The organism is Paenibacillus sp. J23TS9 (assembly GCF_018403225.1).
Lineage (GTDB): Bacteria > Bacillota > Bacilli > Paenibacillales > Paenibacillaceae > Paenibacillus_AQ.
This window is the reverse complement of record NZ_BOSG01000003.1, coordinates 307,123-329,256: the sequence shown is the minus strand read 5'-3', so window position 1 is coordinate 329,256 and position 22,134 is coordinate 307,123. Positions and strand designations below refer to the sequence as shown.

Here is a 22,134-nt window from a genome sequence, read left to right as displayed (position 1 = left end):
TCTCACGCCCGTTTGGGGATAAGAAAGACGGCCGGAGCAGCCGGTGGCAGTCAGATTATTTGGGAAGCCGGATACGGAAAATCATGCCCTTCGGCTGGTTATGCAGCGCCTGGATGCTGCCGTGATGGCTGTCGACGATCCATTGTGCGATGGACAAGCCAAGCCCCGAGCCGCCGCTTTCGCGCGAGCGTGCCTGGTCTTCGCGATAAAACCGGTCAAAGATGCGGGATAGTCCTTCTTCGCTGATGCCGATACCGGTATCGCTGACCTCGATATAGACTTTATTTTCCTTTACGTAGGTGCTGATCCCGATGCTGTCATGCTCACCGGTATATTTCAATGCATTATCCAGCAGGATAACCAGCAGCTGGTGCAGGCGTGCAGGATCGGCCTCCAGCCGGATTTTACTATGCAGCTTCAGCCACATATGCTTCTCCGACAGCTCCGCAATCTCCGCATACGGACTGCATACCTTGTGAACGAATTCATCCAGGTCGATCGTCTGCTTCTCCAGCTGCGTTTCGGTCGAATCTGCTCTGGCCAGTGTCAGCAGATCGGTCGTCAGGCGTGACAGCCGCCGTGTTTCGGAGAGGGAGAGAGCAATGTTCTCGAAGGTATCCATGATCCGCTTCTCGGGCGTTGTCTGCATCAGCTCCAGCTTGTTCTGGATGATGGTTAGCGGAGTTCGCAGCTCATGCGAGGCGTTTTCCACGAATTCCACCTGTTTGTCCCAGGAGCGGATGATCGGTTTCATCATTTTCCGGGACAGAATGAAGCTGGCGCTGATCGAAAGCAGGATGAAGATAATCGAGCAAATAATAATAATCCGTTTGAAATTGTCGATCAGATTTTGCTCGGAGTCCACATTGACCATCAGCTGGATATAGGAGCCTGTCTCCGAGGGATGCGGGACGGAAATCGTTCGGAAATGATAGGTGCCGTTAATGTTCATATTTGAAATAACACCCACGGTAGAAGGGTCGAACTTCAAGCTGCTGAAATAATTTTCATAGTTGATAAAGCCGATTTGCTGGATGTTGATGATCTCTCCGCTTTTATTCCACTGAATCGGAATGACGCGCGGGTTAAAGCCCGGCCGGCCGCCTTTCTCGGGAGGCGGAAAGCCATTTTTGTCTGTAAAGGGATTCTTGTCCGGGACCGTGCCGTTTTCAGCACCTCTGCCGCCGGACTCAATCATCATTTTATAGCCATTCAGGTCCGTATCCGTTTTGGCATACAGCGTGGTCTTGATCTGGCTGAAAATAATGGTGCCAAAGATACCGAAGAGAAGGGTAAAGGCGATCAGGGTATATACCATGAAGCGAAGCTGCTGGCTGCGGATAACCTTGTTCTTATTCATGGTCGTCCTCATTCTCGGCTAGCATGTAGCCCATGCCCCGGATCGTCTTGATGTATTTGTCATAACCGAAGGTTTTGAATTTTTTGCGCAGATTGCTGATGTATACCTCGATCACCGTATTTGTCGTGCTGGAGTCCATGCCCCAGACGCGGTCAAAGATCTGCTCTTTGGTCAAAATCATGTTTTTGTTGTTGATCAGATACTCAAGCAGGTCAATCTGCTTGCCGTTCAGAAGCACCACTTCCTCGCCAATATGAACACCCCGGCTTTTCAGGTTGAGCTTAAGATCCTTGAACGTCAGCGTGTTTTCCTTGAATCCGCCGACCGACCGCCGTAGAATCGCCTCCAGACGGAGCAGCAGCTCTTCACGGTGGAAGGGCTTGACGAGATAATCATCGGCTCCTTTTTTGAAGCCGCGGATTTTATCATCGATTCCGTCTTTGGCTGTCAGAATGAGCACTGGCGTGGAGATGCCCTTTTGCCGGAGCTGTCCAAGCACCTCGTATCCGTCCATGTAAGGCATCATAATATCAAGAATAATGACATCGTAGATGTTCTGCTCTGCCATATATAAGCCTTCTTCCCCGTCAAAAGCCTGCTCGGCCTCAAACAGATCCCGCGTCGTTTCGCATACTGTATCGGACAGATGTCTATCATCCTCAATGACAAGGAGCCGCATACCGTTTCACCTCGGTTGATATTTGTTTCGGATGTGTATACATCCTTGATATCTAAAAATAAACGTTTCACGGGGAATGTCAAATTCTGCCCATGAAAAAGCCCGGCATCAGCCGGGCATTTCTGCTTTCATTTCCGTCTTCGTTTCGTATTGATGCTTGCGGCTCAGCGAAGGAAGCACGAGCAGGTAATACACGCTTACGATGAAGATGCTTACCGCGAGGATCCAGTACAGCGCCGTCACAGATACAAGGGTCGGGAAGGCAATGGCGACGAATCCAAGCGCGATGGCCTGACCGGCGGTAGAGAGCGGCTCAATCCAGGCGCTGACCCGGCCCATGCTCTGCGGTTCTACCAGCTCCGGCATCCATCCGCCCAGCACAACGTTAATCGGTGCAAGAATGATGCCGAGCAATACCATCATGCCCAGATACAGCTGAATGCTTCCGAAGCTGCCAAGAAAGATCGTGAACACACCGATCAGGAAGAGGCCGGTAATCAGCACGATCACCTTGCCGGCTTTTTTAATCAGCGGCGTACTTATCGCACTGCCCACCAGGTATCCAATGCCGAGAAACACCATGACAAGGGGGGTGTAGATTTGATATTGGTCAGGGCTGAGCTTATATTTCATCGTAAAGAGAGGGAGGATCGAGAACACGCCGTTCACGATGCCAAAGAAGAAAAAGCCGAGAACAATGGCCAGCAGCAGCCGGTATCGGACGATGTATTTGAAGCCCATGCCAAAGTCGGAGATGATGCTCTTCAGGTTCAGGTCCTTTAGCTTCATTTTGCCATTCGGCTGCCGCACATGAGGCGGGAAGTGGCAAAAAGCGAGCAGAATACCTGAAATGATGAAGCTGGCCGTATCAATGATAATGGCTCCTTCGATGCCCAAGTAATAATAAGCCGCAGACCCCATGCTCATGCCGAACAGCATGAAAACGCCCATGATCGACATGTTCAGACTGGAAGCCTGCACATACTGTTCCGGCTTCATGATGCCCTGCAATAGGCTCATCTCGGCAGGTGCAAAAAATTTCGAAATGGCGCTCCGCAGGAAAAGAAGGGCAAATGCAGCGATGATCCAGTCTTCGTGTATGGCTACAAGCAGCACGAGGGACAAGCCAGCCCGGATCCAGTCGCTATAGACGGCAATACGTTTACGGTCCAATCTGTCGGCAAGCACGCCGATGAACAGGAATACCACGAGAGTCGGCAGAGAGTACATCATCTCGGCGACGGTAGCATAAACGGGTTGATTGCTGAAGCGGTCAATCAAATAAAAGGCGAAAGCCATCGTGCCGACCATGGTGCCGAGCTGCGAAGCAAAGGTAGCCAAAAACATTCTGACGAATATGGAGTTGCGGAAGAGTTCCATGCGGGGTCTGCCTCATTTCCTTTTTAATTGTTGGGACTATAAACATTGGTGTAGAGTTCATGATGGGGATGCTGCATAAAAGCTTATGCGGGAGAACTTTTAATATCCGACTTGGCTTTCAGCATATGTACAGTTTAATTTTCTCTGATATCAGTTTACAACGATCATTTTTGTTTGGATAACGGCGCGGGTATGATGTTGTACTCGGTCTCAGGACCGAGGGAGCAAAAAAACCGCAGCATATGGCGCAGCGGCTTTTCTTTACGTATTAAACTCCAAAACACCGGTGGCATAGATCATAGGCAGCCTAAGCGGCACAAAGTCCGGCAGCATTTGCGCGAAGCCGTCGGCCTCTAGAAAGTGGAAAACACAAGCGGCGGCAAAAAAGAGCGCAAAAATCATATGTGCTATCCTTTTGATCTGGCGAGTCTTTGAATTGGAGTGTTGCGGTGAGCAGGTATTAGCGTTCACATCCCTTTCCGTGCAGGCTTCCAGGCATCCTTCAATGGACCGCTGAATCCATACAGCGGATCGGTGCCGGGTAGGGGTACCTTTTCAATCTCTTGGAGCACGCGGGGGCGCTCGTCCGGTTCACCGGTGCATACGTTATAATCCATCCCGTCCGGATAGGCGCCCACGACGCTGAAGTCCGCGCTAGAGGAGATTTTTCTATGGCCGGTTCCTGCGGGAAGCACCACCACATCTCCCGCTGATAAGTCCATCTTCCGGCCTCTCTCGCCGCCAAGCTGCAGAACCGCCGATCCGCTCACGACACCCAAGACCTCATGCGAAATGCTGTGGTAGTGATGATAGCTGAATACGCCATTCTTCCAGCTGTTCAGCCAGCCGTTTTGATTGAAAATGCTCTCCGCTTCCATGGGCTCGTCCCCCAGTACACCCTTGTAAACCATTACGGGTAAATCAGGGTTGTTGGGTATGATTCCGTCATCCTTAAAATAGTACGAATTGATTTCCGCTCCGTTCAAAATAATCCCTCCATATAAACCATATTAGGTATAGAATGGTGTGTATTTCGGATGCTTATCTACTCCATTTAAACGTTTTATGCTCCGCTTGAACCCTTTGGGAAAACGGCCTCTTTTTTTTCAGGCAGAACTTGTGATATAATGCATTTGGAATATTAATAACTTGATAACTTGTGGGTAAATGAATGAATATATCCTTGGATAAAAGTCACTTTCATGGCCTAACTTCTCTTCATATGTTAAGGGAATGTTAGGCCTTTTATTGTTTAAGGCCCGACGTTTCCGGCCAAAAAGTCCGGCACACAGGGTGATGGCCCGCCCGCTACTTCGTAATCAGGAGGGAAATAAGGATTCGTTCCAGATACCATGGCAGCCCTTTAGGTTCTGCCTTCAGAAGTGCAATCAGCCCGTGGAACGGGTCAAATTCAATGGATCAATTACATAATCAATCATTTCAGCAAATTATCGCCAGTTATACTGGCAAGCTGCTAAGAGACCACTTTGGAAAAGGACCGGAGTCGGTTGTGGTTTCTATAGGCTGCACATTCATAACCATTCATTTGCGTAATTTCTTGACTCCGGCTGAGAAAATATTGCTGGACCAGCAGCAGGAGGAACTCGTTTTTGAGACGAGGGATAAACTGATGATGTCGGTGATACCGGGAATATTGCAGTATCTGCAGGATGTAAACGGAATAAGAACGGATGAGTGCTATTGCGATTGGGATTTGGCCCAAAAGACGGGGATGATCACGATCATAAGCCGCGAACCGATTCATCATGCACCATTCGTTTCATCGGATTACTGCGGTAGGAGTGATATCGAAGCCGAGCTAAACCGGATTTGCTCGCAAGTGCAGAAAGCGCCTAGCAGCACCGTATCCTACGAGATGAATCCGCGCACGCTGCTGGTTATTCGAAGCGGTGTTCTGCTGCCTATGGAGCAGGAGATCATCCGCTTGGGACAAGGGGACGTATTAAAACGTGTGAAACGCAAGCTGGAGAAGGAATATATTATGGGGAGCGATGTCCTCCAAAGCCTGCTTCAGAACCGGATCAGCGACTGCTTCATCGATTGGAATTATTCATTAGATAAAAGTATTGTTGTTATCACATTGAGCCCGCACCGCTAATCAGCCGTGCGGGTTTTTATGATTCATCGCGGGGAATAACGCTGCCTGAGCTGTTCAGCCATTTCCGTGATTTCAAGGGTTCCCGGGAGCACGAGGCGGGCTGCTGAAGCGGCTGTTCCCTCCGCTGATTGCCGGCTGCGGATGATGTCTTTGACCGCCTCGGCAAACTGCATCGATGCATTCGGTCCTAATCCTGTCAGCTCTTCCAAGGAAGCGGTGCTGCTGCTCTCGACCTGCGGATAATCGGCTGCATCTGCCCCCTTGCCCGCGCGGTCATAGAAGTCTCTTACGAGCTGTGCGCGCTCCTGGCCGGATCCTTCGGCTATGACAAATGCCTGCACGACATAAGCATGAGCCTGCCGGCGCTGCGCAATGCCGCAAAATTTCCGGCCGCCAATGCTGAGATCAAAGTCACCGGGACAATAGGCTCCGGAAATTTCGCCCTTGTCTACGGCAAAGCCGGTATGGGCCAGAGCTTCCCGGATCAGGCTGTACATTCGTTCGAAGTCGGTACGGAAACGCTCGTCGCCGGAACTCTGTTTCGGGAGAATAAGCGACAGGTTCACAACACCCAGATCGAGTGGCACGGCTGCCCCGCCGGAATTGCGGATCGCGGTGCGGTATCCCATGGACTCGAGCCAGGCTCTAGCCTGTGCTGCCCCCGGAAGGCGGCTGTCGCGCAGGCCGATGATAAAGGAGCGAGGATGCCGCCAAATATGGCACAGGGGCGGACCGCCCCGGCCGGTTTCCTTGCACAGCAGCTCGTCCAGTGCGAATGGATGCAGCGCATCCTGCTGCAAATCATGGTTCATGCGGTCCAATATGAGCATAGAACTGAATTCAGCATTGATTTCTTCGGGCATAGAGATCGCTTCCTTTGCTATGTCATCATGACATGTCAGACGCATTCATGCGTTTTTCTCTTCTGATTATGCCATATGTGTTTTACTGGTGGCTAGCGCGGCGCGTAAAGTGAAGCAGGAGGAACACACAGGGATCTTTTCCGAATGAATTCATGAGAAAAGTTGTGTTGCCTTCAGGAAATATATGGATTATAATTTATACAGACCGATCAGTCGGTCTTATTAAAAGGAAGGGTTGGCCTATGAAAAAGAGCAAAGATGACGCAGAACTGACGAAACAGGCAATCGTGGACGCAGCCAAGGAACTGTTCGCTGCCAAAGGTTATGCCGCCACCTCCATGGCTGATATTTGCTCTGCCGCTGGATGCAGCAGAGGAGGCCTTTATCATCATTTTGAAAGTAAAGAGGATCTGTTTGTTTATCTGGCGGACCAGTCGTTCACGGTCTCCTGGGAGAACTGGGGAAAGGTCGCGGAAAACAGCATGACTGCTACGGAGCAGCTGTATATGTATGCCGATTACTTTGTAGATACGCTTCAGAAGCCGCTGAACAAAGCGGGTGAGGAATTTCTGAACCGGGTAGGTCCGGAGTCAGAGGCGGGGCAGCGGTTTATCGGCATTCTTCAGGTTTACATGCAGCGATTCGAAAGCCTAGTCCAAGCCGGTCTGGACCGGGGCGAATGGAAAGGCGATAACCCGCAAGAGCTGGCCATGATGATTCTCGGATACTTCTCCGGGCTAAGCGACAGCATCCAGCTTATGGACAAAGCAGACGCTAAACAGTTTTATCGCAAAGCAACCATGCTTTTACTCGAAGGGATTCAAAAATAACCATTTCCTTGAGGAGCGATGAGATCATGAGCATTCAATTTGCATCCGGTACCGACCATGAAATCAGGTTTTCCATTATCATTCCAGCCAGGGATGAGGAGAAGTGTATTGGACGTTGTCTGGATTCGCTTGCGGCAGCGGCAGCAGCCTATCCAGGACAGGTTGAGGCGATTGTTGTCCTGAACCGCTGTACGGATCAAACGGCAGCCATTGCCGAGTCTTACGGGGCTGTAACCTTAACCGATGACAGCAAGAATTTGTCCCAAATCCGGAATGCCGGCATTCATGCCGCCCGGGGGGAAATCATCGTGACGATCGACGCAGACAGCTGGGTAACGGATAACATGCTTACTGAGATTGACCGGATGCTCATGACGGGGAAGTACATCGGAGGTGCGGTACGAACTGCATTTGAACGCAATTCTCTGGGTATTACCATGTCTGCACTTGTGCTAATCATCCCTCTCCTTTTCAAATATGGAATGATCACTGTGGGTCTCTTCTGGGGTTATAAGAAGGATTTCGAAGCCATTCACGGTTTTAATGAACAGATGCTGATGGCTGAAGATGCGGATTTTGCCAGCCGTCTGAAGAAGTGGGGCAAGCAAAACGGCAAAAAATACGGCACCGTTACGAAGGCGATCATGACGACTTCCTGCCGGAAATTCGATCAGGGTGGAGACTGGTATTTATTCCTGCATCCTTGGATCGTTCTGGCTTACCTGAAAGGCAAGGACCGCAAATATGCGGATCAGACCTATTACGAAATGGACTATAAAAAATTAAATAATAATTAAAGCTTTTCCGATATCCAAAACATAACCCCGTACCGGGACAGCTTCATTCGAAGCAATCCCGGTTATTTTCTGCCTCATTATGACACGAATTCCGGTGGTAATCTTAATTAAGGTGGGTAGCTGTATGACGTCGCGTAATTCAGTCAATCGGGCGGCACTCTTATTTATGGTCTGTATGTGCCTGATCCTGCTCACGGACAGCTATGCCGTGCGGAGTTTCGGCACAGATCAGCAGCTGCTGAACTATGCACTTCTGTTTGATTTTGTATTTGTTATTCCTTTGATGTACTGGCTCTTGATCGTCCGCAAAAAGGGAGGTGGCATGCTTAAAGTCTTACAAGCGGCTGTACCCTGCATCATTTTAGCCTGGATAGCGCTGCCTGCATCCGGACGGAGTATGCTGACCGCTGCGCCGCTGCCCTTAAAACTGGCGCTGACTGCGCTGGAAGTATTGATAATAGCTGCAGAAGCTAGGCTGGCATATATCCTTTTCAAGCGTATCCGCGGCAACCTGCGGCTTCACGGCAGCATGGTGGAAGCCCTCCGGTTAGGTACTGCTGAGCATCAGACGAAGCCGTCCGTATTCTCCTCTTTAATCGTGAACGATATATTAATGGTTTACTATTTGATTTTTTCCTGGAAAAGAAAGCCTGTCATATCCGAACCGGGAGTAACCTTATTTTCCTATCATCGCAAAACAGGGCAGATTGTGCTCGCTGCGGTCTTCACGCATGTGATTGCGATTGAAGCTTTCGGTATACATCTGCTCGTAAGGCAGTGGTCGGATATCGCAGCATGGATTTTATCGGCGGCTGACCTTTGGCTGTTATCTCTGCTCTGGGCAGATAGCCGTGCCTCGGCGATTCAGCCGCTTGAAGCTCGGCAGGAACAGCTCCGCATCCGTTACGGAATGCGAATTCAGGCGGATGTACCTTACGGGCGGATCACCGCTATAGATACCGCACTGGAATTTCATCCGGATAAGGAAGAAAGCAGGCATGCCGCATTGCCGGTCGTTACGCCCAACGTACGCATTGAACTGGCGGAGCCGATCATGGTGCAGACCCTGTTGTTCATGCCGCGGAAGGTAAAAACGATTTATCTGGCTTTGGATGAACCATCTGCTTTTGCGCAAATGATGAGGGGAAAGTGCCATTTTTTAGCATAGACCGAAATATACATAAGACAGACCCTCCAATGCTGCAGAGGTCACTTTGAACGTGGACATACAACTTAGTTCAGTCTTGATAACATATTTTGGCGTTTCCAGGTCATACTAAGGAAACAGCTGGGATGCTGCGAAAATATAGGATGAGGACGGGATTGCGATGTACTTCGGAAAAAAAGTGGTTGAGGAAATTCCTGAGGCGGACACGACGATCTGGTCTTGTTCCAACGAGAATTGCAACGGCTGGATGAGGGACAACTTTGCTTTTGAGCATGAGCCTTTATGCGCCCACTGCAGCTCTCCTATGAGCAGCAGTACGAAGATGCTGCCCCTGGTCGTTAATGACCATCCTATTAAAATGCTGAAAAAGGGCACCTTGATATAGATGTCCGCCATCATATGAACTAAAAAAACAGGGTCTCCAAAGGGAGGCCCTGTTTCCATTTTAAATGGTGACTTTGCTGAAGGCTTTCTCAGCCGGGATATAATCATAACCAAGATCACGTGCAACCGCCTCATACGTTACGAATCCGCCTAGAACGTTAGCTCCGCTGCGGATGGCAGGATTGGCATTCAGGAGCTGTTGAAGCGGTATATCTGCAAGCTTGAGTGCAAATGGCATCGTCGCATTGGTGAGTGCGAGTGTCGAGGTCCGTGGTACCGCGCCCGGCATATTCGCTACTGCATAATGGACAACGCCGTGCTTCACGTAGGTCGGATTATCATGGGTGGTAATATGGTCAATGGTTTCGACTACGCCGCCCTGGTCAATGGCAACATCGACGATGACCGAGCCCGGCTTCATGGTCTTCACCATGCTTTCCGTCACCAGACGAGGCGCTTTCGCTCCCGGAATCAGTACGGCACAGATTAGAAGATCGGTTTCGGCGACCGCTTTAGCAATATTGGCAGGACTGGACACCAGCGTGCTGATCTGATTCCCGAAAATTTCATCAAGCTGGCGTAGACGTGGTATGCTCAAATCAAGCAAAGTGACGTCGGCACCAAGACCTGCGGCGATTTTGGCTGCATTCATACCTACGATGCCTCCGCCGATAATGGTTACCTTGCCGCGGGAAACGCCGGGAACGCCGGAGAGCAAAATCCCTTTTCCGCCATGCGGACGCTCCAGAAGCTGCGCCCCGATCTGGGCGGCCATACGTCCAGCTACTTCGCTCATCGGTGTAAGAAGCGGCAGCGTACCGTTCACATTCACGGTCTCATATGCAATGGCATGTACACCGGATGCAACCAGTGCCTTGGCCAGCTCCGGTTCTGCTGCAAGATGCAGGTAAGTGAAGAGGATCAGCCCTTTACGGAAATATCCGTATTCACTTTGCAGCGGCTCCTTGACCTTCATGATCATATCCGCCTGCTCCCATACCTCTTGGGCTTCCGTTAGGATAACGGCTCCGGCCTCTGCATACTCTTCATCCGTGAATCCGCTTCCAAGTCCGGCGCTGCGTTCCACAAGCACACGGTGTCCATGCTGGATAAATTCCAGGGTGCCTGCCGGGGTCACAGCGACGCGGTTCTCATTATTTTTAATTTCCTTGGGTATTCCGATGTTCATGACAGATCACCTCTTCCGTATTATGAGCAAATCGACATTCTGTATTTTTTTTCATCATATATTAAAAGTTTACAATCGATTGTTACGCGTTGCATCGTACGTCTTGTCAAGGAAATAGATCACACGACAGGACATAATGTTCATCCCGGCGGGTCATTACCTATATTGAAAATGGGCCGCCAACCTTCTATAATGTCTCCATTAAACCTGAGGGATGTGACGGCTATGGGCGGGTTCACGCTTTATATCAGGGACGTGCTGGAACGTCCCGTATTTCAAAGAGCCCGGCTGATCGCTGGCGCAGGCGGCACCGGCCGCAAGGTCGGTTGGGTTCATATACTGGAAATCACTAATGTGGCCCCATTTGTAACGAAAAATGACCTCATTCTGACCACCGGTCTCTGGCTCCGCCATTACGAGCAGGAACGCCTGTCCTACATGCAGCAGCTCATACGCCAGGAAGCGGCGGGTCTGTGCGTCGAGCTCGGGACGAGTATCGAGAACATTCCAAGCGAAATTATCGAGCTCGCGGATGCATCGGATTTTCCTCTGATCGTATTTGAGCAGCCTGTCCGCTTTGTGGAAATTACCCAGGACATTCATGGTCTGCTGATCAATCAGCAGCATCAGATGCTGAAGGATCTGGAGGCATATTCCCGCAGATTGCAGCAGATTACTCTTCAAAGCACGGATGTTTATGCCATCCTCCATGTATTATATGAATACACCGGACAACAAGTTGTGTACCATTCTACCGTGGATACGAATAAATTTATTCCCCGCGGGATATCCCCGGCTTTAGCAGAAGAACTCACCGCCTTGTACAGGCAGCAGGTAGAGGCAAGTGAAGCAGCACAACAGGAAGCGGGCATATTCGCGCTGCCGCAGGATCGTTTACTGCTGACCCAGCCGGTCATTTGTCTCGGACAGACATTGGCGCATGTCGGTCTGGTTATACCGGGTCAGCAGGCACAGGACCGGATCACGCTGCTGCTCGATTATACGGCCAAGTCGCTGGCATCTCTCCTGCTTAGGATGCTTTTTCTGGAGGAAAAAATGCTCCGCGACCAAAATCAGCTCATTCAGGACATTTTGAATCATCAAATGGAGGATGAAGAGGAAGCACGGGCCCGAATGGGACTGCGACCCCCAAAGCAAGGCGAGGTATGTTTTGCAGCGGGAATGATCGAAATGGAATATAGCACGGAGGAAGGAGAGCTGGATCGGGACAAGGTGGAATCGGTTCAGCAGGATCTTCTGGTCAGAATGCGCGCTCTCTTAAAAAAGCATGCCCTTCACAATCTGCTCATGCAAAAGGGCCGCCGGATTTATATCCTGTGCGCACGCGACAAGGCTGCAAGAGATGATACGCCTGTACTCCTGCAGCAGACCATCCGCAAAATCGTGGAGCGCTTGCAGCTTCCATCCCCGGGAACTCCTGTGCTGCGCCTGCATGCGGGATTTGGACTCATCCGCAACCGGATGACGGATATGCATAAAAGCTTCAAAGAAGCGGAGCAGGTGCTTGAGGTATCACATTCGGCAGCGGCGTTGCAGGACGGACTCTTTTATGACCGGATCGGGGTTTACCGCCTACTGAAGGCCATTCCGGAAGAGGCGCTTGAATCCTTCATTCAGGATCAGCTCGGGCCGCTGATGAGCTATGACCGTGAACATCATCTTCACCTGCTCCAAACACTGGGTATGTACCTGAAATGCATGGGATCCAAAAACGATACGGCCAAAGCGCTGTTCATTCACCGGCAGACGCTGTACAATCGGCTGGATAAGCTTACGGAAATTTTGGGCGAGGACTATTTGGAGCCGGACCGGCGCGTATGTCTGGAAATGGCCCTCTTGGCATTGCCGCTTTTGTCTTAAAAATACAGCATTGAAAGCATAGAGGATGAATAACGAATGAAAAAAGTCGGATTGGTCATGAGAAAAATCCAGTTTAGTGAAAATCAGGGACCGCGCGTATTTGCGGACCGTCTGAAGGCAATCGGCGCAGAGCTGGGTGTGGACATTGTTTTTATCTCCCCGGAGCGCCACGTTAGCGGGTATGACTGGGTGCCGGGCTATGAGCATGAGAAGGGGGATTTGGTCAATTACGATATCGTGCTGGATCAAATTTATCAGAATGGCATCGAGCATGTTATTTACACCGTATCCGGCTTTACCTATCTGAAAATGTTCCTTGAGAAAAGCGTACTTTTCCCCCACAGCTTTCCCGACCCCGCACTGACGGGATATGAGATGATGAAGCCTTTTTACCAGATGGTAGACAAGGCGATCGTACAGACGGAGTTTCTGAAAGAGGAATTTTCCCGGAACTTTGGCGTGAATGATGTGGATGTCATCCCGATCGGATTCAGTGAAAATCTGGCGCACAAGCATTTTGACCCGGCACAAATCGTAGAGAACCGCATTCTCTGGATTGGACGCGATGAGGAAAACCGCCGTCCGGATCTGGTGCTGAAGTATGCGCAGCAAAACCCGGACAAGGAAGTGTTCATGGTATTCGGAGGGGAGCGCTACCGGGAAAGCCTGAAGAAGTATCCTATTCCGGATAATGTGAAGCTGCAGTTTGCGCTGAGCCAGGATGAGGTATTCGCGCTCATGAATTCGGCAAAGGTCTATTGGAACTGCTCCCGGTTCGATACATTTGCCATGCCGCTGACCGAAGCGCTCGCCATGGGTAAAATCGTCGTGAAACCGGAGCATCCCTGCTACCGTCATATCAATGCGAGGCATTCCTTTTCAGGCAATGAAGAGAATTGGTTTGAGCTTGTGAACATGGCAGCCGCGTCGCCGCAGTCCTATTCGATGGATAACCGGCATTATGCGTTCGACCAGTTTTCAAGCCATGTGATGAAGGAAGGATACAAGAATTTTTTTGATGGGTGGCTAAAAGATTGACGGAATTCATCTGATATCGGAGAATATGTATATACATACATAAAAACTCAACGGTTCTGAAGCATAGATCCTAATCTGATGCGCAAAGGTGTGTTCATGCATGTCCTTTCTTCAAAAATATATTCGGAAATACGGCAAGCTGTTCAGCTTATCCGTGCTCTTTTTGATGCTGGAAGCTTTCTGCGATCTGCTGCAGCCGACGATCATGTCCAAGGTCATTGATGACGGTGTCGCAACAGGCAGCATGAACAAGGTATTTTACCTAGGCGGGATGATGCTGCTGATCACCGGAGTTGGCGCTTTGTCGGCATCGATTCGTAATGTGGTTTCAAGCCATGTCTCGCAGCGGTTTGGTGCAGAGCTGAGGTCTGATCTATTCCGCAAAATTCAGTCACTGTCCTTTGAACACATGGATCGTTTCGATCGGGCTTCCCTGGTAACCCGCCTGACGAATGATGTCACGCAGGTCCAGAACTTTATGAACGGATTGATGCGCTTTTTCGTAAAAGCTCCTCTGCTGGGCATCGGAAGTCTGATCATGGCGCTGCGCTTGGATATTCATCTATCTGGCATTCTCGTGGTCGTCGTGCCCATCGTGGCCGTCCTCATCGTACTGAATATGAAAATCGGGTTTCCGTTCTTTATCCGTGTACAGCGTGCGCTTGACCGCGTGAACGGGGTCATGAGGGAATATTTATCCGGCGTGCGCGTCGTGAAGGCCTTCAACCGCTTTGACTATGAAGTGGGCAAGTTTAAGTCGGCAAATGATGAGCTGGCGGAGCGTTCCATGACTTCGATGCGGGTGATGTCTGTGTTTGGTCCGGGAATCTCGCTGGTAGTCAACTTTGGCATCATTGCCGTGCTGTGGCTCGGCGGACTGCGGGTTGATAATAACCAAATGCAGGTCGGCAGCATTATCGCCTTCATCAACTACATGACGCAAATTCTATTCTCGCTGATGATGATTTCGAACGTGTTCAATATGTTTGTGCGCGCCAAGGCCTCGGCAGGACGGATCGGGGAAGTGATGGTTGTAGAGAGCGGCATGCCGGCGGAAGGTACTGAGGCTTCACCAAGCGAAGGCGAGCGCGGGCGCATCGATTTCGAACATGTCAGCTTTGCATATGCAGGGTCATCGGGTGACCCGGTCATCCGCGACTTTACACTCACCTGTCTGCCTGGACAGACGATTGGCATCATCGGTTCGACGGGCTCGGGTAAAACCTCGCTGGTTCATTTGATTCCGAGGTTCTATGATGCCACCTCCGGTACGGTCAAGGTGAATGGCGAAGATGTCCGGCGGATGGACCCTCAGAAGCTTCGGGAGTCGATCGCGATCGTTCCGCAGAAGATGATGCTGTTCACCGGAACGGTGGAGGACAATCTGAGATGGGGCAAAGAAGATGCAGCGGACGAAGAGCTGGTACAGGCGGCCCGGATAGCGGAGGCGCATGAATTTATTACGGCTTCACCGGAAGGCTATAACAGCCGGATTGGCCAGGGCGGCGTCAATTTCTCGGGCGGTCAGAAGCAGCGTCTTTCCATCGCCCGGGCGCTTGTCAGACAGCCTGAAATTCTGATTCTGGACGACTGTACCAGTGCGGTGGACGTGGCGACGGAAGGCCGGATCAAGCAGGCGCTGCGGACGTATGCCAAGGGACTGACCTGTATTTTGATCGCGCAGCGGATCACTTCAGTCATGGATGCAGACCGGATTGTCGTCATGGACCGGGGGGAAATCGCCGGCAGCGGCACACATGAAGAGCTGATGCAGCACTGCCGGGTCTATCAGGAAATCTACAAATCTCAGATGGGGAAGGAGATGCAGCCGAATGCCGCAGAATAATACAGCGCGTGAACAGCAGCAGGCTCCGATACCCCAGGCGGCAGGCCCCGGTGGAAGACCCGGCAGTCCCATGAGGGGATTGATGGGCGGGGGCTCCGGCGGAAAGCCCAAAAATTTCGGAGGGACACTCCGGCGTCTATGGGGCTATTTCGGCAGGGAACGGAAGCTGCTGTCGCTCATCATGCTGTTTATTGTGATCGATGCAGCCGTGACGCTGCTTGGCCCATATCTGATCGGCAGATCGATCGACGCCATGTCCCTGGGGACTCTGGGAGTGGATTTTGGACTACTGAAAATTCTGATTATCGTTCTTGCCGCCGCTTATGTAACGGATGCGCTGCTGACGTTCCTGCAGGGCTGGCTGATGGCGGGCATCTCACAGCGGATTGTGGCCTCACTGCGCCGGGCGCTGTTTGGCAAGCTGCAAAAGCTGCCGGTATCTTACTTCGATGCCCGCTCTCACGGGGAGGTCATGAGCCGCCTTACGAATGATATCGACAATGTCAGCTCGACGATTTCACAATCGACCGTCCAGCTGATGTCTGGTGCGATTACGATCGTCGGCTCCCTTGTGATGATGATTGTCCTCAGTCCAATTTTGACGCTGGCAAGTTTGATTACCGTGCCGATTCTGTATTTCCTGACACGCGCCGTGACGCGGAAAACGAAGGTTCTGTTCAAGGAGCAGCAGGTGCAGCTCGGGAAGATCAACGGTCATATTGAGGAAAGCATTTCGGGCATGGAAGTGGTCAAAGCCTTCAACCATGAGGACAAGGCAATTTCCGAATTTGAAAAGGTGAACCAGAAGCTGTTTGAGGTAGGGCTGAAAGCGCAAATCCGTTCAGGATTTCTCATGCCCATGATGAATGTGATCAACAATATCGGGTTTGCTGCTGTCGCTCTGGTTGGCGGGGTTCTGGCTGTTAAAAGCTTGATTACCATTGGCGTTATTGCCAGCTTTATCAGCTATTCACGTCAATTCGTAAGACCCTTGAATGATCTAGCCAATATTTATAATCTTCTTCAATCCGGGGTCGCTGGAGCGGAGCGTGTCTTCGAAGTGCTGGATGAGAATGAGGAGACGGCGGATTCTGAAAAAGCGGAAGTATTGGATCAGATCGAGGGAGAGGTCGTATTCGATCAGGTTAGTTTTGGATATAGACCCGAGGTTCCTATTCTGAAAAATATAAGCTTTACCGCAAGGCCGGGCAGCAGTACGGCCTTGGTCGGCCCGACAGGAGCCGGCAAGACGACCATCGTGAACTTGCTGACACGCTTTTACGATGTGACGGCAGGTTCTGTCTGCATCGACGGAACAGACATCCGTGATTATACGAGGGACAGTCTTCGCAGAAGCTTCGGTTTCGTTCTGCAGGACACTTATCTGTTCTCGGGAACGATCAAGGAGAATATTAAATACGGCAAGCCTGAGGCGGCGGATGAGGAAGTTCATGAGGCAGCGGCGATGGCCAATGCGGATGTGTTCATCCGGCGCCTTCCGGACGGGTACGACACCGTTCTGTCGGAGAACGGCGGCAATCTCAGCCAGGGACAACGCCAGCTGCTGGCGATTGCCCGTGTACTGTTAGCTAAGCCGTCTATTCTGATTCTGGATGAGGCGACGAGCAGCATCGATACCCGTACGGAGCTGCATATCCAGGATGCGCTGCTGCACATGATGCAGGGCCGGACGACTTTTATCATTGCACACCGGTTGAACACGATCCGGGATGCGGATACGATCATGGTCATCGACCATGGGGAGATCATTGAGCAAGGAAGTCATGAGCAGCTCATGGAGCAGCATGGTTTTTATGCTCACATGTTTGAAAGCCAATTTAAAAATCTGGAGGGTGCAGAGGATTCAGCCGCAGCTGCTCCGGTTCAGGAATAATGCAAAAGGACGCCTACATGTAGGCGTCCTTTTTTTGCTTGTTGAGTATGGCCCTATTTCAGATAAACAATATTCAACCGTTCTTAAACTGCTTCCAAGGTTGGCCTTTCATCTGACGCTTAACACTCCCATAAACAAGAAATAATGACCGGTACAGCACAGCTATTGGTACTCATTGGTTAGTTTAAAACGTTTTCGTAAAGGGTATTTCTTTAGAGGGAAGCCATTTAGCATGAATAATATTTTTAGGGGGGTCCAGCATGAAAAAGGGAAGACTGCTTCTGGCCTGCGTCCTGCTTGTCTCCATGCTTTCGGGCTGCGGCAGCAGCAAAGAGGCGGACGGGAAGGTCAAGCTTGAGTTTTTTCAAAACAAACCGGAAGCGAAAGGCTCCTTCGACAAGCTGATCGCTAAATTCAATCAGACGCATCCGGGTATCCAGGTCAGCCAGATCAATCCGCCTGATGCGGAAACGGTACTCAAGACACGCGTTGTCAAAAATGATATCCCCGACGTCATTGCCCTTGGCGCGACCGATACGTATTCCATCCTTGCTCAGAGTGATATTTTCACCGATCTGACGCAAAGCAAGCTCCTGGAGAATATCGAGCCCAATTATATAAAAATGCTGAAGGATATTACGGGTATGGACAAGGTGACGGCGGTACCCTATGCAACGAATGCCAATGGCATTATGTATAACAAGACCATATTCAAGGAAATGGGACTCGCCGTACCGAAGACCTGGGACGAGTTGATCGCGACAGCGCAGAAGGTCAAGGATAACGGAAAAATCCCGTTCTATTTTACATATAAGGATGATTGGCAGACAAACCTTCCGTTTAATGCGCTGGCCCCGAATTTGGTGGGCATCGATTTCTTCAAGCAGCTGCGGGAAGGAAAAGTCACGTTTAAGGAAAAATTCCGCGAGATCGCTGAAAAGCAGCTGAAGCTGCTGGATTACGGTCATGGAGACAATTTCGGTAAAAACTATGCGGATGGCAACCGTGCCTTCGCCAAAGGTGAGGCTGCGATGTACATCCAGGGCAGCTGGGCCATTCCGGAGATCCGCAAAGCGAATCCGAAAGCCGACATTGGCTTCTTTCCGTTTCCGGCGGGCAATGACCCGGAGCAGAACAAGCTGATTTCTGGGGTGGACACGCTGCTTACCATATCGGAGGATACCAAGCACAAGAAGGAAGCCGAAGAGTTCCTATCCTTTCTCCTCGAACCGGAGAATATCGGGCAGTACATCAAGGAGCAGACGGCCTTTGCCGCTGTCAAAGGCGTAAACCAGGAGGATCCGGCGGTTGCCGAGCTGCTGCCTTACCTCAAGGAGGGCAGGGTGCTGGATTTTGCCGACCACTATTTGCCTGCCGCTATGCAGCTGAACTCGATCGTACAGGCCTTTTTGCAAAATAGAAACATCGACGGCTATTTACAAACCCTGGACCGCGAATGGGATAAGGTGCAAAGCCGTAAATAATTGCACGGATCAAAGGAGGAAGGAAGATGACGAAGCGACTCACGGCTTTTTATTGGATGACCGTGCCCGCCGTTATATTATTTTTTATATTCATGACGCTGCCGGCCCTGCAGGGCATTTATTACTCATTCACCAACTGGAACGGCTTCGGCAAGCATTACGACTTTGTCGGCTTCAAAAATTACATCCATATCTTTACGGATAATAATGTGGGCAACGCCTACTTGTTCACTTTTAAGTTTGCGATCGTCACGACGATCCTGACGAATGTTTTAAGTCTGCTGATCGCGCTTGGACTAAACGCCAAAATTAAACTCAGAAACTTTTTCCGCGGCATTTACTTTCTGCCGAACATCCTCAGCGTGCTGATCGTAGGCTATATTTTTAACTATCTGTTCTCGAACGTCTTTACGATTTGGGGCAAAAACTTAGGGGTTAGCGCGTTTTCGACCAACATTCTTGGTAATGAGCACATGGCCTGGATCGGGATCGTTATCGTGGCGGTATGGCAGGGCATCGCATTCAATACGATTCTGTATCTTGCCGGCCTGCAGACGATACCGACCTCTCTATATGAGGCATCCAATCTGGACGGAGCCAGCCGCTGGCAGGAATTCTGGAAAATCACGTTTCCGCTGATCGCGCCGTTCTTCACCATTAACATGGTGCTTGCGATGAAAAACTCGCTGATGGTCTTCGACCAAATCATCGCCTTGACCAACGGCGGCCCGGGCCGGGCGACGCAGTCGATTTCGCATCTGATATACACAGGCGGTTTTCAGGGCGGAGAATTTGCCTACCAATCTGCCAACTCCGTTATTTATTTTATCGTAATTGCCGTCATCTCGGTGCTGCAGCTTAAATTCCTTCAAGGAAGGGAGACGGATATGTAATGAGAACGAAAACAAACTGGCTGGTCCTGATCCTGGTTGCGATAGGTACGATCCTGATTCTTTTTCCGCTGTATATGACCTTGACGATCGCATTGAAAAATCCCGAGGAAATGACGCGCTCGGTCTTTGCCATTCCGACGACCTTCCACTGGGAGAATTTCCGGAATGCGGTGAAAATGACGAACTTCTTTCAGGCATTCCGCAACAGTGCTCTGGTAACGCTCTGCACGGTTGTGCTGACGCTGCTCACGAACTCGCTTGTAGCTTATGCGATTGCACGGAATATGAACCGGAAATTTTTCAAGGGATTGTATTTTTATTTTATCAGCGCGATGTTCATCCCGTTTCCGATTATCATGCTTCCGATCGTCAAGCTGACTTCCGCGATGCATATGACGAACCTGGTAGGGCTGACGATCCTGCATACGGTTTATGCACTGGCGTTTAACGTATTCGTCTATGTCGGCTATATCCGTTCGATTCCGGTAGCTCTTGAAGAAGCGGCGACGGTAGATGGAGCGGGCACATGGAGTACATTCTGGCGGATTATATTCCCGTTGATGGGACCGATCAATGCCACGGTCGGCATTCTCATCTGTCTGTCGACGTACAATGACTTCCTGCTCCCGCTGATTATTATCAGCGACCAGAGCATGTACACGTTGCCCCTTGTGCAGTACATTTTCCAGGGGCAGTTCAACACCGACTTCAACCTGGCCTTCGCTTCGTATCTCATGGCCATGCTGCCAATGATCATCATCTACCTGTTTGCGCAGAAGTGGATCATCAACGGTGTAACGCAGGGCGCGGTGAAATAGGTTTATATTAGGAATGTTTAAGGGTATCTCAAAGGTCCATGGGCCAGTGGGATACCCTTTTTTACGTTGTAAGGCGCTCCGTAGACGAATCATTCCTCCGATCGCTGCGGCTTCTTCGGAATGGATTCGTCCTCTACGCTGCTTCATGCCGATTATTCCCGTTCTTCGTTTTGTTTGCTGCCCGAAGATGAGGATCTGCCCCGCAGCCTGCTGAAAATTCTCTCCTTGTTTTTCTTGAGGAGTACCAGGACCGTGATTAGAATCGCGAGAATGACCATGGATGCGGCAAAGTAACGGGACGCCACATGAAGCAGATGCTCGATGTCCGGTCCGAATATTTTGCCGATGGATACATACACCAGAACCCATACCAAGCCGCCGATATAGTTTAAAGCGAAAAAGGTGCGCTGCGGCACTTTCAGCACTCCCGAAACGTAGCCCGTAAAGTGACGTAATCCCGGAATGAAATAGCTCACCAAAATCAGCTTGTTGCCGTATTTTCCAAACCATTCCGTTACTTTGGCGAGCCTCGCCTGATTCAGAAGAACGTATTTTCCGTATTGCGCAAGAAACGGCGTCCCCAGTCTGTAACCTATGAAATAGGTGATGGTCGTGCCAATAATGGCACCGATATAGGAGTAGAAAATGATGAAGGGGATATGAAAGTTGCCCAGCGTGGACATATGGCCGGAAATCGCCATCGCGAGTTCTCCCGGGAAGGGCAGGGCCAGAGATTCTGAAAATAGTCCAAGAAATAACACTAGATATCCATATTGTTCAAAGAGATTGTTCATCCATTCCATGGTTTTGCTCCTTTATGGCGAAAAACCCATTGCCTGCTGCATTTCGCACTCATTCGAATTACCTGCATATCCCTGTGGGGGGAATCGAATCCTGTCTTTTGTACCATTCTAAAGAAATCATCAAATATCCGAAACTGACTAGGGTCCAGTTGTATCCTAGACCTTGGTCTTGAAGGTTGATATTTAATTAGACGAGAGGGGATCATTTTTCCCTGCAACCGAAAAAAGAAAACGGGAGTATATCTTAAGCGTTGACAAGAGAATCGGGACAAATACCCCTTGTAAAAATGCTGATAGTATCACTGACTCGCTGGATATGAGGTCAGACATGCTGCAGTGTCTGCCATCGCCTCGTTGCTTGGGTTTAGGAACGAAAAAAGGACCCTCGTCTGAGGGTCCATAATGTCATTATCGTTTGCACATCATTCGGCTGAGTTACTTATTTGTACTGTGCTGCTTGTTTGGCAGCTGTTTACTTGCCACATTTTGGCCGTGATTTTCCTTGTTCTTACGCTGTTTTTCCTGATTTTCATGAACCTTGTCCACAAATTCACGTGTGCTGTCCGTCATCGTTTCATTCACGCTCCTTTCGACATCGGAAATGGCATTTCCTTGTTACGATGTCCGAAGAGGGCAGATGAAATTCATGGCGGCGTTCCATTATCCCAGGCATTCTCATTCACGGGCTGACAAATACATTGGCAGTGC

General features: G+C 50.4%; 21 protein-coding genes. 12 read left to right on the top strand and 9 right to left on the bottom strand.

The window, feature by feature from the left end:
• Positions 1-55: 55 nt before the first annotated feature.
• The 5 genes from KJS65_RS19975 to KJS65_RS19955 all read right to left on the bottom strand — a co-directional run bounded on the left by KJS65_RS19975 (position 56) and on the right by KJS65_RS19955 (position 4,405).
• Positions 56-1,360: a sensor histidine kinase gene (locus KJS65_RS19975; protein WP_213651616.1), complete on the bottom strand. Its 1,305-nt coding sequence runs from the start codon at positions 1,358-1,360 to the stop codon at positions 56-58.
• A complete protein-coding gene (locus tag KJS65_RS19970) occupies positions 1,353-2,039 on the bottom strand; it encodes a response regulator transcription factor (protein WP_213651615.1) in 687 nt (228 codons plus the stop codon). Before KJS65_RS19970 ends, KJS65_RS19975 begins: the two co-directional genes overlap by 8 nt.
• Positions 2,040-2,147: 108 nt before the next feature.
• Complete coding sequence (locus KJS65_RS19965; RefSeq protein WP_213651614.1) at positions 2,148-3,419, bottom strand: MFS transporter; 1,272 nt, start codon at positions 3,417-3,419, stop codon at positions 2,148-2,150.
• A gap of 261 nt (positions 3,420-3,680) precedes the next feature.
• The gene (locus KJS65_RS19960; RefSeq protein WP_213651613.1) at positions 3,681-3,821 is read right to left on the bottom strand and encodes a DoxX family protein; all 141 of its coding nucleotides are present in this window, start codon (positions 3,819-3,821) and stop codon (positions 3,681-3,683) included.
• Positions 3,822-3,886: 65 nt separating this feature from the next.
• Entirely contained in the window at positions 3,887-4,405 is a 519-nt protein-coding gene (locus KJS65_RS19955) for a cupin domain-containing protein (RefSeq protein ID WP_244864656.1), read from the bottom strand.
• A gap of 428 nt (positions 4,406-4,833) precedes the next feature.
• On the opposite strand from KJS65_RS19955, the gene KJS65_RS19950 reads away from it, so the two are divergent.
• Complete coding sequence (locus KJS65_RS19950) at positions 4,834-5,538, top strand: Na-translocating system protein MpsC family protein (RefSeq protein ID WP_213651612.1); 705 nt, start codon at positions 4,834-4,836, stop codon at positions 5,536-5,538.
• Positions 5,539-5,561: 23 nt separating this feature from the next.
• Here the strand turns inward: KJS65_RS19950 and KJS65_RS19945 are convergent, their stop codons facing one another.
• Positions 5,562-6,401, bottom strand: coding sequence for a lipoate--protein ligase family protein (locus KJS65_RS19945; RefSeq protein WP_213651611.1), 840 nt, complete (start codon positions 6,399-6,401; stop codon positions 5,562-5,564).
• 242 nt (positions 6,402-6,643) lie between these two features.
• Between KJS65_RS19945 and KJS65_RS19940 the strand changes: the two genes are divergently transcribed.
• The 4 genes from KJS65_RS19940 to KJS65_RS19925 all read left to right on the top strand — a co-directional run bounded on the left by KJS65_RS19940 (position 6,644) and on the right by KJS65_RS19925 (position 9,581).
• Positions 6,644-7,231 (top strand): TetR/AcrR family transcriptional regulator, encoded by a 588-nt coding sequence (locus KJS65_RS19940; RefSeq protein ID WP_213651610.1) that lies wholly within the window; start codon positions 6,644-6,646, stop codon positions 7,229-7,231.
• Positions 7,232-7,257: 26 nt separating this feature from the next.
• A complete protein-coding gene (locus tag KJS65_RS19935) occupies positions 7,258-8,028 on the top strand; it encodes a glycosyltransferase (protein ID WP_213651609.1) in 771 nt (256 codons plus the stop codon).
• A gap of 124 nt (positions 8,029-8,152) precedes the next feature.
• Positions 8,153-9,196 (top strand): hypothetical protein, encoded by a 1,044-nt coding sequence (locus KJS65_RS19930; RefSeq protein ID WP_213651608.1) that lies wholly within the window; start codon positions 8,153-8,155, stop codon positions 9,194-9,196.
• A gap of 160 nt (positions 9,197-9,356) precedes the next feature.
• The gene (locus tag KJS65_RS19925; protein ID WP_136607305.1) at positions 9,357-9,581 is read left to right on the top strand and encodes a cold-shock protein; all 225 of its coding nucleotides are present in this window, start codon (positions 9,357-9,359) and stop codon (positions 9,579-9,581) included.
• A 60-nt stretch (positions 9,582-9,641) separates the two neighbouring features.
• On the opposite strand, the gene ald is transcribed toward KJS65_RS19925, so the two are convergent.
• Entirely contained in the window at positions 9,642-10,769 is a 1,128-nt protein-coding gene (gene ald, locus KJS65_RS19920) for an alanine dehydrogenase (RefSeq protein ID WP_213651607.1), read from the bottom strand.
• Positions 10,770-10,994: 225 nt separating this feature from the next.
• Here ald and KJS65_RS19915 point away from each other — a divergent pair, with 225 nt between their 5' ends.
• The 7 genes from KJS65_RS19915 (at position 10,995) to KJS65_RS19885 (ending at position 20,623) form a co-directional block, all read left to right on the top strand.
• On the top strand, positions 10,995-12,650 hold the full coding sequence (locus KJS65_RS19915; RefSeq protein WP_213651606.1) for a PucR family transcriptional regulator: 1,656 nt from the start codon (positions 10,995-10,997) through the stop codon (positions 12,648-12,650).
• A 36-nt stretch (positions 12,651-12,686) separates the two neighbouring features.
• Positions 12,687-13,688 carry a glycosyltransferase gene (locus KJS65_RS19910; RefSeq protein WP_213651605.1) on the top strand — a complete coding sequence of 334 codons (1,002 nt, stop codon included), beginning with the start codon at positions 12,687-12,689 and terminating at the stop codon, positions 13,686-13,688.
• A gap of 100 nt (positions 13,689-13,788) precedes the next feature.
• A complete protein-coding gene (locus KJS65_RS19905; RefSeq protein ID WP_213651604.1) occupies positions 13,789-15,534 on the top strand; it encodes an ABC transporter ATP-binding protein in 1,746 nt (581 codons plus the stop codon).
• Complete coding sequence (locus tag KJS65_RS19900; protein ID WP_374706201.1) at positions 15,521-17,428, top strand: ABC transporter ATP-binding protein; 1,908 nt, start codon at positions 15,521-15,523, stop codon at positions 17,426-17,428. Before KJS65_RS19905 ends, KJS65_RS19900 begins: the two co-directional genes overlap by 14 nt.
• A gap of 260 nt (positions 17,429-17,688) precedes the next feature.
• Positions 17,689-18,912 carry an ABC transporter substrate-binding protein gene (locus KJS65_RS19895; protein ID WP_213651603.1) on the top strand — a complete coding sequence of 408 codons (1,224 nt, stop codon included), beginning with the start codon at positions 17,689-17,691 and terminating at the stop codon, positions 18,910-18,912.
• 26 nt (positions 18,913-18,938) lie between these two features.
• Entirely contained in the window at positions 18,939-19,805 is an 867-nt protein-coding gene (locus KJS65_RS19890) for a carbohydrate ABC transporter permease (protein ID WP_213651602.1), read from the top strand.
• On the top strand, positions 19,805-20,623 hold the full coding sequence (locus tag KJS65_RS19885; RefSeq protein ID WP_213651601.1) for a carbohydrate ABC transporter permease: 819 nt from the start codon (positions 19,805-19,807) through the stop codon (positions 20,621-20,623). The genes KJS65_RS19890 and KJS65_RS19885 overlap by 1 nt, the downstream gene beginning before the upstream one ends.
• Before the next feature lie 152 nt (positions 20,624-20,775).
• Here the strand turns inward: KJS65_RS19885 and KJS65_RS19880 are convergent, their stop codons facing one another.
• Complete coding sequence (locus tag KJS65_RS19880) at positions 20,776-21,426, bottom strand: DedA family protein (protein WP_213651600.1); 651 nt, start codon at positions 21,424-21,426, stop codon at positions 20,776-20,778.
• 435 nt (positions 21,427-21,861) lie between these two features.
• Positions 21,862-21,996, bottom strand: coding sequence for a DUF4023 domain-containing protein (locus tag KJS65_RS19875; protein ID WP_213651599.1), 135 nt, complete (start codon positions 21,994-21,996; stop codon positions 21,862-21,864).
• Positions 21,997-22,134 lie beyond the last annotated feature (138 nt).